At 44.2% G+C, this 12,470-nt stretch carries 15 protein-coding genes; 8 read left to right on the top strand and 7 right to left on the bottom strand.

The features are described 5' to 3' along the window. The first annotated feature begins 612 nt into the window (after positions 1 to 612). The 3 genes from B3N33_RS01475 to B3N33_RS01465 are packed head-to-tail and all read left to right on the top strand — an operon-like array spanning position 613 to position 3,394. Complete coding sequence (locus B3N33_RS01475) at positions 613 to 1,680, top strand: ArsR/SmtB family transcription factor (protein WP_292589050.1); 1,068 nt, start codon at positions 613 to 615, stop codon at positions 1,678 to 1,680. Then, positions 1,680 to 2,747, top strand: coding sequence for an ArsR/SmtB family transcription factor (locus tag B3N33_RS01470; RefSeq protein ID WP_292591933.1), 1,068 nt, complete (start codon positions 1,680 to 1,682; stop codon positions 2,745 to 2,747). The genes B3N33_RS01475 and B3N33_RS01470 overlap by 1 nt, the downstream gene beginning before the upstream one ends. Beyond that, positions 2,744 to 3,394 carry an HAD family hydrolase gene (locus B3N33_RS01465; RefSeq protein WP_099829608.1) on the top strand — a complete coding sequence of 217 codons (651 nt, stop codon included), beginning with the start codon at positions 2,744 to 2,746 and terminating at the stop codon, positions 3,392 to 3,394. Before B3N33_RS01470 ends, B3N33_RS01465 begins: the two co-directional genes overlap by 4 nt. Here the strand turns inward: B3N33_RS01465 and B3N33_RS01460 are convergent. The 3 genes from B3N33_RS01460 to B3N33_RS01450 all read right to left on the bottom strand — a co-directional run bounded on the left by B3N33_RS01460 (position 3,391) and on the right by B3N33_RS01450 (position 5,494). Beyond that, complete coding sequence (locus B3N33_RS01460) at positions 3,391 to 4,044, bottom strand: Crp/Fnr family transcriptional regulator (RefSeq protein WP_292591931.1); 654 nt, start codon at positions 4,042 to 4,044, stop codon at positions 3,391 to 3,393. The genes B3N33_RS01465 and B3N33_RS01460 overlap by 4 nt on opposite strands. After that, positions 4,045 to 4,782, bottom strand: a complete 738-nt coding sequence (locus tag B3N33_RS01455) for a GNAT family N-acetyltransferase (protein WP_292591930.1) — start codon at positions 4,780 to 4,782, stop codon at positions 4,045 to 4,047. A gap of 436 nt (positions 4,783 to 5,218) precedes the next feature. Next, positions 5,219 to 5,494, bottom strand: coding sequence for a flavodoxin domain-containing protein (locus B3N33_RS01450; protein WP_292591935.1), 276 nt, complete (start codon positions 5,492 to 5,494; stop codon positions 5,219 to 5,221). Between the two features lie 289 nt (positions 5,495 to 5,783). Here B3N33_RS01450 and B3N33_RS01445 point away from each other — a divergent pair, with 289 nt between their 5' ends. After that, on the top strand, positions 5,784 to 7,514 hold the full coding sequence (locus B3N33_RS01445) for an ABC transporter ATP-binding protein (RefSeq protein WP_099829611.1): 1,731 nt from the start codon (positions 5,784 to 5,786) through the stop codon (positions 7,512 to 7,514). Here B3N33_RS01445 and B3N33_RS01440 read toward each other — a convergent pair. Beyond that, entirely contained in the window at positions 7,496 to 7,810 is a 315-nt protein-coding gene (locus B3N33_RS01440) for a hypothetical protein (protein ID WP_214060263.1), read from the bottom strand. The genes B3N33_RS01445 and B3N33_RS01440 overlap by 19 nt on opposite strands. A 94-nt stretch (positions 7,811 to 7,904) precedes the next feature. Here B3N33_RS01440 and B3N33_RS01435 point away from each other — a divergent pair, with 94 nt between their 5' ends. The 3 genes from B3N33_RS01435 (at position 7,905) to B3N33_RS01425 (ending at position 10,667) form a co-directional block, all read left to right on the top strand. Continuing rightward, positions 7,905 to 8,981, top strand: coding sequence for a HesA/MoeB/ThiF family protein (locus B3N33_RS01435; RefSeq protein WP_099829613.1), 1,077 nt, complete (start codon positions 7,905 to 7,907; stop codon positions 8,979 to 8,981). A gap of 5 nt (positions 8,982 to 8,986) precedes the next feature. Next, positions 8,987 to 9,175, top strand: coding sequence for a hypothetical protein (locus tag B3N33_RS01430; protein ID WP_099829614.1), 189 nt, complete (start codon positions 8,987 to 8,989; stop codon positions 9,173 to 9,175). Between the two features lie 154 nt (positions 9,176 to 9,329). Continuing rightward, positions 9,330 to 10,667, top strand: coding sequence for a cyclic 2,3-diphosphoglycerate synthase (locus tag B3N33_RS01425; protein ID WP_214060262.1), 1,338 nt, complete (start codon positions 9,330 to 9,332; stop codon positions 10,665 to 10,667). 188 nt (positions 10,668 to 10,855) lie between these two features. On the opposite strand, the gene B3N33_RS01420 is transcribed toward B3N33_RS01425, so the two are convergent. Both B3N33_RS01420 and B3N33_RS01415 read right to left on the bottom strand, forming a co-directional pair. Next, positions 10,856 to 11,185 (bottom strand): GyrI-like domain-containing protein, encoded by a 330-nt coding sequence (locus tag B3N33_RS01420; protein ID WP_099829616.1) that lies wholly within the window; start codon positions 11,183 to 11,185, stop codon positions 10,856 to 10,858. Positions 11,186 to 11,257: 72 nt separating this feature from the next. Then, positions 11,258 to 11,602, bottom strand: coding sequence for a helix-turn-helix domain-containing protein (locus B3N33_RS01415; RefSeq protein ID WP_099829617.1), 345 nt, complete (start codon positions 11,600 to 11,602; stop codon positions 11,258 to 11,260). A 54-nt stretch (positions 11,603 to 11,656) separates the two neighbouring features. Here B3N33_RS01415 and B3N33_RS01410 point away from each other — a divergent pair, with 54 nt between their 5' ends. Continuing rightward, on the top strand, positions 11,657 to 11,851 hold the full coding sequence (locus B3N33_RS01410) for a hypothetical protein (RefSeq protein WP_214060261.1): 195 nt from the start codon (positions 11,657 to 11,659) through the stop codon (positions 11,849 to 11,851). A 64-nt stretch (positions 11,852 to 11,915) separates the two neighbouring features. Here the strand turns inward: B3N33_RS01410 and B3N33_RS13010 are convergent, their stop codons facing one another. Continuing rightward, entirely contained in the window at positions 11,916 to 12,239 is a 324-nt protein-coding gene (locus tag B3N33_RS13010; RefSeq protein ID WP_214060260.1) for a DUF4332 domain-containing protein, read from the bottom strand. Positions 12,240 to 12,470 lie beyond the last annotated feature (231 nt).

Here is a 12,470-nt window from a genome sequence, read left to right as displayed (position 1 = left end):
CTTGTCCTCTCTCTTCTCGGAGGACGGAGGATCGTTGACGGCCAACGTGGTTTTATCAGCGACCAAGGTCTCTTTGCTTTTGATAGTAGGAGGTCCTTCCCCTACTTTGAAAGGAATGAAAAAAGGGCCTCTGCTGAGACCCGAAGTCATCTTTCTTTCCGTGGGGGAAAAGGGGGGTTGCTTGTATGTCGTGATTCTACTGGTAAATTCTTCAGAACGCCAGGAAATTACCGTGTTTTGCAGAAGCCGATCTTGCCTTGTCAATTTCTTTCTGAATGTCTTTTCGTATTCTCTTTGGTTCTCTCTTCATATCGACTCCTCCTTTTCGTTGCGTTCGATTCATCTCTTACATTTTGATCTTAGCATTGGGTTTGATAATTGTCAAACCTTAAATGTTAACGAACAATGAATTTCTAACTATATGTCGTTTAAGGACCTTATATTCTCTGATCGTTGAATGGTAGGGATCATAAGCATGAATAGATTCGTGTTGGAGCGAGTTCTGCAAAGCCTAAGAGCTATGTCTAGTCAGAACAGAGAGATCAGTTCTAAATTACTCTAACTGTATCTGTGCTATAATTCAAGACAAGTCGAACTTGAGAGGTGTATTCCTTGAAAATCATTCCGGGATACGTTGAACTTGTAGAGATTTTAATGGCGTGTGGGTTTGCTGATAGAAAGAGTTACTTCGATGCGCTCTCGCAAGACCTGGGGTTTGATTTCGAACCAGGAAGAGAACTTGCCGAATTTCTTGATAGAGTTAGAAGTAATGATAACTGGTCGATAAGAGTGGCTGTTGAGGTCTTCTCCGAAATAAAGGACAGTGTCATATTCTTCTGTGATTTTCCAAAGGAGCCCGGAGGCGAGCTTCTTATTGAAGAGGCCATAGAGAGCCTGGGAAAAAGTTTTGAAGAAAAGGCAAGGTGTGTGGTTGACAGCATCTTGTTGAACAATCTAAATCTCTCTCAAGAGGACGTGAAGAAGACGCTAGACGGTGACTTGAGCATCGTTTCGGAGGCCGTTGACAAGGCAGAAGACCTTTCTGAGAACACGACTTGGTTCATCACTCAACTGATCAAGTTTCCCAAACAGTCTAAGGAGATTCTAATCTTTGCTCTGAGAGAACTTAAGAAGCACTATGAAGAATCAGGGCTCAGAAAGAAGAATCGTGACAAGATTGCTGAAAGGCTAAGACTATTCAGAGCCGAAGAGTACGAGGAAGTTGCGGAGGATTTCCTGAAATTCTACGGTATAAGGCCCAGGGAAGATTTGCCTCTTCACCTTTTATTTCAGAACACTCTCAAGTATTCGGGCCTCAAGTTCGCCAGCGCCTGCGATATCCAACTCATAGTTTTCAGTGAGCACCTGAAACAGATTGAAGAGATCATGAATCCTGTGGTAACCGACAACACTCTCAGATTATTTCTTAGAAATCTTTCCGATCAGACAAAGATGCAGATTCTTAAGGCGATATCCGACGAGCCGAAATACGTAGATGAGCTTGCGAGAATTGTGGGTTTGTCGAAGGCGACCGTTTCCTACCACCTTTCTACATTGGGTGAGCTGGCTCTTGTCACGAGTCGTAAGGATCACAGAAGGGTGTACTTTTCACTTAATAAAGAGCGTCTCGAGAAGATACTTAAGAGATTGGAAACGCTGTACGAAGAGGGTGAAGAGTAATGGAATTGATTACAGGATACTTCGAGATATACGATCTGACGATGGCCATTCAATTCTCGCTCAACACTGGTCCGGTTGAGAAGGTGCTTAAGACACTCGGAGTTGATTATGAGCCATCAACGCAGCTGATGGAATTCAGAGGGGATTTGTTGAGAGACACAGAATGGTCAACAAGGATGTATATTACCTTCATGAATGAATTAGGTGTGATGGCTCCCATACTCTTTCCAATTAGGCAGAAGCTGCAGGACGGAATGTTCGTAACAATAGAGGAAAGCCTAAACATAGCTGAGGAAGGCGTAAAGCTGATAAGAGATCGATTCATTCGTGTCTTTGCCGAAAGAAGACTGAAGATTTCACACGATGAACTTAATCGTATGATCCATGAGAACCCTCAGAAGGTCTCGCAGGCTATAGAGGCAATCGGCGGAATAAGTGCTGACACAGTATGGTTCATAAACCAGCTGCTTTTCTTCCCGAAGACCGCAATGGATTTCCTCTCTTCCAATACGCTGAAAATCCTGAATTACTATGAGCGCAGTGGATTGAGGGAGCTTAACATGCGGCTTGTAAAAGGGTACGTGGAGAACAGTTCTCCTCAGAGGATTAGAGATGCATTCTCGAACTATCTAGACTATTATGGCATAACGCTGGACGAGTCCAAACCCTTGTATATAACACTTCAGAACTCTGTGCCCCACACAAACTCCGGTGTAATGACCTATCCGACGTTCCACCTCCTTATAATGGGTCTTGAAGAAGTTACTGAAGATTTCTCGGGCAGAATACCTAAAGAGGTAAGGTTGAGGAGTCTTCTGAAAGTCTTGTCAGATGAAACCCGTTTCAAGATCTTGAAGAAGTTGAATAACGAGCCCGCCCTGCAGAGAGATTTAGTTGAGTTCACTGGACTTACAAAGTCGACTATCTCCTATCACATTGGTCTTCTTTTCAAGTCATCGTTGATAGATGTGGACCCATTTAACAGCGTCATCTACGTAAGAAAAGAGACCATAAGTAGGGCAGCTGCAGATATTAGAAATCTGTTGAACATAAGGGAGAAAAGATGATTAGAGCGGTAGTATTCGATATGGACGGGGTCATTATCGATTCGGAAAAAGTCTATAGAAAGGCATGTACGGAACTGGTAACCGAGCTGGGCGGTAAGATAAGTGTTGAGTTGTTTGAAAAGCAGATGGGTCTGAAGATGACAGAGACCCAGAAGGTCGTTGTAGAAACGGCGGGACTAGATATGAAACCTGAGGACTTTGGCAGAAGATACATGGAAAGGTACATGAAGCTTGCAAGGGAGACTCTAGAACCAAATCCCGGGTTGATCGACCTTCTCGCTTACCTGTCGGAAAAGGTTAAGCTGGCCATAGCTTCATCTACAGAGAGGGCCGCCATTGAGGAACTTATGAGAAAGATTAACGTACTCGATTACTTCGAGGTAGTTGTGGGTGGTGATGAAGTTCATGAATCTAAACCCTCACCTATTATCTATCTCAGAGCTGCGGAGCTTCTTGGAGTCAAGCCTGAAGAGTGTGTTGTTGTTGAAGACTCGCCAAATGGAATAAGAAGTGGCGTTAGAGCTGGAATGGAAGTGCTGGGTGTTAGAAATGAAGAGAATGCCCATCTAGATTTGTCTTTCTCGAAAGATGTTTTCGAAGATCTTTACGGAGTAAAAGAGTATCTCGAAAAACTTCTTGAGAGTTAGTCGAAAAGCAAGTTTTCCAGGCGCTTGAGATTCCTTATCTCCACTGTGTTTCTATCAGGCATGGAAATGATCCCGTCTCTTTCAAGTTCCGAGAAGTTTCTGGACACCACCTCTCTCGTTGATCCTATTAGACTGGCCAGAGTCTTCTTTGTGCAGGGAAGCTTCAAAGTTTGGGAGTCCTTTTCAAGAGATAATTCAAGCAGATAACTGGCGATCTTTTTCTTCACAGTGGATAGTGAAAGAATCTCGATTATGCTTGACAGATTCAAGATCTTCTCGGAAATGCTTCTGAGATAAGTGAGAAGAAAGCACTGATTCTTGAAAGGATACAGAAGCACTTTCTTGGGGATGTTGAGAATCTCCGAATCCACCTCTGAAACCACATAAGAAGCATACCTTCTTCCTGCAAAAACCAACGCCTCGCCGAACATCTGCCCCTTTTCCAGACGGTTCATAATCTGTTCCTGGCCTGAAGGCAAAAACTTCGATATTCGGAGTTTGCCTTCGAGAACAAGACTTAGCGAATCGCACCGATCATCGGGAGTGTACAAGACCTGGTTGCTTGAAGAGTGCATCCTTCGAGAGCCAACAAGTATTTCATCTATTTCGCCGGAGGTCAAATCGCTGAAAAGGTCTATGGTATGCAGCATCTACTTATCAACCCTGTACCAGTACTCGTATTCCATCTTAAACCCGACTCTTGAATAGAGTCTTATTGCATTTATGTTAGGTTTGTCTACTTGAAGATAGGCGATTCTAGCGCCCCTTTTCTTTCCGAGTTCCAGCAGTTTCTCGGTTATCTGTATTCCATAACCCTTTCGCCTTTCAGTTTCGAGGACAGCTATTCCGAATAATCCTATATGGTCTCCTTCAATGACTGCCAAACCACAACCAACATCGTTTCCCTCCTTCTTGAGTAGCACGAAGAAGCTCTCGGATATTAGCATCGAAAGAAGTTTCTTTGCCCAAGACTTATTACCCCGTGCTCTCTTGTTAAGTGAGAAAAAGATGTCGAGCCATCTTTCTTCCGGTGTTGGGAAGATATCGAGATCGGAGATATCTAACCTTTTGCTGTCCAAGGTCTTAGTCATGACGAGAGCCCTGTCTATCTCTTGAAAGCCCATCTCTTCAAGGGTTTTGTCAAGGAAGACCGGCTTAGACTCCTGTGTCAATTTGAACATTGGAGGCAGATCCCTGGAACGGTAAAATGATCTGACCTCTTCGATCTTATGAGAAAGAGATTCGTGAGAATCATATAGTGGATATACTGAGTTTGACCTGTTTGTGTATCCGCCGGCGTATCTCATTATCCATCCATCCCTCAACCTGCTGTAGGCGGCGGGCCAGGAGTTCAACGTAATCTCTTCAAGCTTTCTGATCCTTGACATAGTACCTCCAATCTCACCAATTTCAGCTAAATTTTACGTCATAACTGACTAGCCATTTATTGTTAACATGAGTGCGGTAAATCACTGNNACTCCACTAAGGAAATTCCAGGCTGATGGGATCGAAAGAAACTCGACACAAATATCCCTCAATTGTTGATTTCTGAAGCAAATCTTAGCCAATTCATTTACTGATTCATCCAACAGATTCACGGTGAGCTGATCTTATGCGGCAAATCGCTTAGTCTCAAGTGCTTTCTGCCAGATATTCTCGAACACTCTCGACAGTTGGTTCGATCGCCTTTCTTTTTGTTAAATCGACGGCCGTTTCATACGCAGCAAGCATGCCTTTTTCATCGTCGGAAAATTCTTGTCCGTGCCTCTTCTTCATCTTAAGCTTTAATCTCAAGAGAGACATGAGGATTTTGTCTTTGATATTCAGTTTATTGAAGTCAAAGCCCCCCTTAGGTGATGAAATTCTGCATGGCATATCATTTCAGGAGTTAAGTTCTTGAGCTTAATCTCTTCTAGTACTTCTGGTCTTGCCGGTGATGCTCCTACCGAGAAGAGAACTACCTTCTTATTTCTTAAGGTTTCGAAGTTCTCATTTATCACATTTATACCAATAAGCTCGCTCGCATAGAGAGAGCCGCCGAAGACAACACATTCGTAACTATGAAACTTCTTGGCATCGAAACTATCTGCAGCGAACAGATCTGCCTACAGTTCTTCTGCAATCCACGTCGCATACTTTTCCGAGCTACCATACCGGCTCTTGGATAAAAACAGCTACTCTTGGCACAAGATTTCCCTCCTGTTTTTCTTAACTCTCCTTCTCATTCTAACAGCAAAGGTAGCGATCTAGTCTTGCCAAGAGAGTTCAGAAGAACTATCTAAAAGGGCCATTCAAGTTCAACTATTCAGAAGATTCCTTTCAACCTTGTTATCTAGATCTTTCTAATGTAGAATTGAGACGCTTACCTTACTACATAGGAGGCCTACAATGATTCGAAAGTTCATAGCCTATTATCGGCCACATTTGAGGCTTTTCATACTTGACATGGCCTGTGCTTTTATGATCGCTGGAATAGATCTGGTGTTCCCTAGATTCACCACATTAGCGCTTGACAACTATATACCATCAGGGAATATGAGAGGTATAGTGATCATCTCAGTGATTATGGCGATGCTGTTCATATTGAGGGCCGTCTTCAACTACATTGTCAACTACTGGGGTCATGTTGTGGGAGTAAGAATGGAATACAACATGAGAAAGGATATCTTCTCCCATCTCCAGACTCTTTCTTTTAGTTATTTTGACAAGGTAAGAACAGGAAAGATAATGTCGCGAATCGTCAATGACCTGAGAGAGATAACTGAACTCGCTCATCACGGGCCTGAAGATCTTTTCATTTCGGTCGTCACTCTGGTCGGAGCTTTCGTCATTCTCATGCAGAATGACTGGAGGCTCACTCTTGTGGTCTTTGCTTACATACCTTTCATGATTTGGTACGGAATCAAGAAGAGGCAGAAGATGGCAAGGGCATTCAGACTCGTGAGGAAGAAGATTGCCAATGTGAATGCTCAACTGGAAAACAGTATTTCGGGAATAAGGGTTGCACAATCGTTCACCAACGAGGAATTCGAAAAGAACAAGTTCGATCTTGGGAATCAGGAGTTCAAAGAGTCGAGACAGTTTGCATTCAAATCAATGGCTGAGATGACAACCGGTATCGACCTGATGATGAACATGCTCAAGGTCACCGTGCTCGCTCTTGGAGGTTATTTGACTTACTCAGGCGAGATAACGATTGGCGCCTTTGTCGCCTATTTTCTATATGTGGACCTCTTCTTGCAGCCTATAAGAAGACTTATGCAGTTCGCTCAGCAATATGAAGACGGTATGTCTGGATTTGAAAGGTTTGTAGAGATAATGGAGACAAAATCCAGTATCACCGATTCTCCTGACGCTATTGAACTGACAGATGTCAGGGGAGATGTAAGAGTAGAGGGGGTATCTTTCGCATACGACGGCGGAGAAAACGTTCTGAAGGATATCAGCCTTCATATTCCAGCAGGAGAAATGGTGGCTCTTGTCGGCCCTTCTGGGGGAGGGAAGACAACGTTATGTCATCTGATACCGAGGTTCTATGATGTCAATAGCGGAAAGATCACTATAGACGGAATAGATATACGAAATGTGACTCTGCATTCCTTAAGAAGCCATATAGGGATAGTTCAGCAGGATGTTTTCCTTTTTGCAGGAAGCATTCGTGACAATATCGCGTATGGCAAGGGCGACGCTACAGACGAAGAGATAGTTGAAGCGGCTAAGAGAGCAAATATCCATGACTTCATTCTGAGCCTGGAAAATGGGTACGATTCGTATGTCGGCGAAAGAGGCGTAATGCTTTCAGGTGGTCAGAAACAGAGAATTTCAATTGCCAGGGTATTTCTCAAGAATCCTCCGCTTCTGATACTGGATGAGGCTACCTCTGCTCTTGACAATGAAACGGAACTCAAGATACAAGAGTCTCTGGAAGCCTTATCAAAAGGCCGTACCACACTGGTAATTGCTCACAGGCTTTCAACGATAAAGAATGCAGACGAGATAGTTGTCATAACAAGTGACGGAATAATTGAGAGAGGCTCTCATGACGAGCTTCTCGAGAAGGGTGGGCACTACGCGAGACTCTACAGGGCTCAATTCAAGGGTTACATCCCCGACATGTGATTGCTTCTTTCTATGTAAACGTATCTGTCAGGTAAGCTGAGGACAGTTGTGATGAACTCCTCGAGGATGCTCTTGGGAATACTCCTGAAAGAGTTTCCAAAGTAGGTTTCTTCAAGATGTTGCTCAACTTTCTGCCAGTAATCGGGATCTAAGGAGGCTGGCTCGGAAGGCCTTGATGACGATGAGGGCTTGAATTTACCTTCAGAAAGCGATTCGTGCAGCTGGAGTTTTTCAACCGTCTCCCAGTTATCCGAGTATCTTGTTGGGAAGAGACAACTCCTTACTCTGTATCTCATACTTTCACCCCCTTGAAGATTATGACTCTCAATCTGGACATTAAGGTTTATTTGTTATACTTAAAGCTAGCCGGAGTTCTTTGGAGGGATGCTTATGGACATAGAGAGAGGTTTTCTTTTCAAATGGTATGAGCGTCAGTTACTTGTAGAAGGAGTGACTAAGCCTTTGCTTCTTCGACTTGCCGGGGAGACATTCGGTGGACTATCAAGTGAGATAGAAGAACGAATAGCTGAATTGTTGATAAGGAGCGGCCTATCCGGGATTACTGGAGACTTTCCCAGGCAGAAAATCCTTCCCTTCTACTCTCCGTTGATCTACAGGCAGAAAGCTACAATAGAATTCATTGACGGGGACGAGATAAGCATTGAAGAAGATGAAGGGAAGAAGATTGTTGCTTTTCCTCACACTCTACCGTTAATATACGCTCCGGTGATCGCCGCAAATGTATTCTTCCAGTTGATGAGTGACGCGTCGAGCGCAGCCCCCGTAAAAGAACTCCCAGTAAGTCTTGACAGGTTAATTAGAAAGGGCAGAGTGATGGTTATTGGAGCAGGTGGATTAGGGTGTCCCCTAATAAAGACCTTGCTTGATAGCGGGGTTGATGATGTTTGCATTGTTGAGCCCGGTGAAGTGAAGCTTAACAATTTGCACCGACAAATTTTGTACGATTATGGAGATATAGGTCTTTCAAAAGCAAGTGTTATTGAGCGAAAGATTTCACAGTATTACAGTGGAGTAAGCGCAAAAGTTTATCGGAAGCAGTTTGATCCGGAGCTAATTAGATCTGAAAGACCGGATATTGTTGTCAGCTGTGTTGACAACTATGATGCCAGGTATCTGATAAACGATTCGTGCTATCGAAATGGAGTCCCTTTCGTCGATTCTGGAGTCGAAGGCTTCAGCGGCTATGCTATGTTTAGGGATAGAGAATCGCCATGCTACAGGTGTTTCATGGGCGACAACAGAAAGGATACCGCTGCTCCCAAAGGAATACTGCCGTTTGCCAGCTACTTCGGCGGATTGCTTGAAGCAGCAATCGTGATAAGCTACCTCAACAAAAGACCTTATGAAGGTGAAGTCTTCTCTTTCGATCTGAAGAGAAACCGATTCGAGGAAATATCGGTTGAGCGCAGGGAAGACTGCCCGATCTGTTCTAAAGCGAAGAGGTGACTCTCTTGGAAGTTGTATACGGAGACAGGAAGTGGGATTTCGACAGAGATTTGACATATGGAGAACTTTTAGAGGAGACTCGACTCGGGAGAGTCTCAGTTCTGGTTATGGTGAATGGCCGTCTGGTAAGGCAGGGAGAGTTGATTCCGGCCAAGTCAAGAGTTCTCATAATCAATGCTGCCAACGGCGGATAAACTGGCGCATACTTACGCATACTTGCGTATAAGATCAGTTGGAGCGATTTATTAAGCTCTATCGGTTTGTGGGAGAATTGAGTTTTTTTGTACATTGGCTCTTTTGAATGTAGAATTTTGATGGATAGTTTAAATAAAAACGGAGGTGTAGAAATTGGAAAAGAAAAGGGTTTTGATTCTCGGCGCCGCAGGACGCGATTTTCACAACTTCAATACTTATTATCGGGATAATGACGAATTCGAAGTTGTAGCCTTCACGGCAACGCAGATTCCCGGTATCGATGGAAAGAAGTATCCTGCGGAACTCGCAGGCAGGCTCTATGCTAACGGCATCCCGATATTGCCAGAAGATGACTATGGAAAGTTGATTGACGAGCACAAGATCGATCAGGTAGTGCTTGCATACAGCGACCTTCCGAATCAATATGTTATGGAGAGGGCGGCAATAGCCAATGCTCACGGAGCAGACTTCGTACTTCTTGGTCCGAGCAAGACGATGGTCAAATCCTCGAAACCGGTAATCTCTATCTGCGCAGTTAGAACAGGTTGTGGCAAGAGCCAGACAACGAGAAGGGTCCTAGACATTCTGAGGGCAAAGGGAAAGAAAGTTGTATCGATAAGACATCCCATGCCATATGGAGACCTTGTGAAGCAGAAGGTTCAAAGATTCGCCGATTATTCGGATCTCGACAAACACGAATGCACGATAGAAGAAAGAGAAGAATATGAGCCTCACATAGACCGTAAAGCAGTTATCTACGCAGGCGTTGACTACGAGGCGATCCTCAGAGAAGCAGAAAAAGAAGATGTAGACGTAATTATCTGGGATGGCGGAAACAACGACTTTTCCTTCTACAAGACAGATCTATTTATCACTGTAGTTGACCCTCACAGAGCCGGTCACGAGACTACATATTACCCCGGCTTCACAAATCTGATGATGGCCGATGTAATCGTTATCAACAAGGAAGAAACCGCTTCTCCGGAGGACATCGATACCGTCAGACAGAATATTGCGAAACACAACCCCGATGCAATCGTTGTCGATGGTGCTTCACCGATCACAGTAGAGGGGGGCAAGGCATCTGAAATAAAGGGCAAGAGAGTACTGGTTGTTGAGGACGGACCGACTCTAACCCATGGTGGAATGAGATATGGGGCCGGCTGGGTAGCTGCCAAGAAATTCGGTGCTGGAGAGATAGTCGATCCAAGACCGTATGCAGTTGGATCACTCATTGCGACTTACGAGAAGTACAATCACTTGGATCAAATCCTTCCGGCCATGGGATATGGCGAAAAGCAGATGAAGGAGCTTGAGGAGACCATTAACAAGGCAGACGTTGATCTCGTCATAATTGGAACCCCGATAGACTTGAGAAGAGTCATCGACATAAAGAAACCGGCAGTTAGGATAGGCTACGAGCTTCAGGAAATTGGGAAGCCCGATTTGGAGGACATAATCGAGGAATTCCTCAAGAAGCATAATATCTGACGTCTAAGAAAGAGGGGGACTGGTATTCCAGTCCCCCTCTTTCTTGTTTATTGTTTCTTCTTGAAAGGTATATAGATATCGAACTCCGAGTCTTCTTCTCCCGTGAATCTCCCATCATATAGCTCAAACTCATTCAGTCCGACAGGTTCATACTCGGAGTTCTGAAACACTTGCCGTATATGTACTCGTTAAGTATCCTGTAGTGAGTCGAGCTTTCCCTTGTGGGTAAAGGCAGCGTAAGTTGCCTCGGGTATCTCGGCCCCCACCATTCCCACCGGTATCTTGTCCAGGCTTGAAACTTCTGCGGAAGCAATGTAGTCGAACTTACCGTCAACGAAATCCTCTTCCCTGGTGCACATTATTCCGTAGTGCTCCTGTGAAGGTATAACATTCTCGATCTCTGAGTATCTCTCCATGAAATCACGCCAGAGCTTCGGACAATTATTCGCCGGATCGTTTCCCCAATACTTGAGGCCTACTACCTTGAATGCTTCTTTGTGAACGATTTTCGGTTCCATTCTTATCCCTCCCTCAAGACTCAAAATGTCTCTCCTGTGAAGTCTCTTCTTCTGGGTAACGGCGAAGTGAAGTTAGAGTCTTCGATACTTTCCCGGGGTAATAAAATACTTGCTTCTGAATGCTCTGGTGAAGGATTCTTGGGAATCATATCCGAACTGAAGAGCAATTTCGAGTATTGGCATTGAAGTTGTTGCTAGCCTATCAGCCGCTTCGCTAAGCCTTCTACCCTTGAGATACTGTCCGATGGTTTCGCCAACTGTATGGAGGAAGATTCGCTGAAGATGAACAGGCGAGTAGAATGTCTTTGCACAGAGATCGCTGATAGTAACTTGAGCTGACAGACTCTCTTCAATGTAATCTATAACAGAATTGACGCAATCGACGTAATCTTCCTTCAATACGGTATCCTTAACCATCCCTTCACCTCCTCCGTGTATGCAAGATTATACATTAGCGAAGGGAGTGGCTTTTTGATAGGAATTATCATGATCCAAATAGAAACCTGGAGACTTGGTTATCAACTTGGTGGAGTCAAATGGTTCAATGAAGAAATGGAAAATCAGTATAAGACGAGTCTTCCAATTGCTCTGGCAGCTTCGATAGTGCTGCTAACTTCCTTCGGTAGAGGCGGAATTCCTTCAAAGCCAGTCTTCTCAACGAAATAAATCAGCATTAGCCTCAGTTGTTCCGATTCCCAAGAAGAGAGATTGTCAAGTGTACCCACACTGTTTATATTCTGCAGCAAACACCCACACCTGCCTCATAGTACAGTCTTGCCCGTACGCCTTTCATCCCTTTCAACCGCGAGAGATCTGAAAGTTTCAAGTTTTCTATTATCTTGTGAATTTCGATGCCTGTCCGTTGAGATAGGCTTTCCCTAAGTTCTGGAGTAAATGCAGCTTCGATCATCTGGTCAGTTCGGATGATCCCTGCCTGTGCGAGTTTGTCAATAACCTGTCTGTCGTGCCCCAGGAAACTATCAAGTCCTTTCCGGTCCGAAGATACTTCTTTCTCACGAAGCTCGGAAGCACGTGCAGCGAGTGAAGGTTGCAAGAGAAAACAGAAATAGAGCGCTATACTCCTCAGAAGTTTCTTCGGAAAGCTTCTCTCTTCCGCAAAGACTCTGCTGAAATACAGAATATCTTCTGTTTCTGTCTCTTCGATTGTTTTGCTTTTCGAATCAAGGAGGAACCTTTCAAAGAAGATTCTACTAGACCATCAATAACACTTGATTTCTTGCCCTTTCTTTTGAGGAAAACCGAGAAATTTTCTTTATTACATCGA

Origin of the sequence: Mesotoga sp. UBA5825 (genome assembly GCF_002432955.1) — a bacterium.
Taxonomy (GTDB): Bacteria; Thermotogota; Thermotogae; order Petrotogales; family Kosmotogaceae; genus Mesotoga.
The sequence above is the reverse complement of the archived record's forward strand: the minus strand, read 5'-3'. Positions and strand labels throughout refer to the sequence as shown.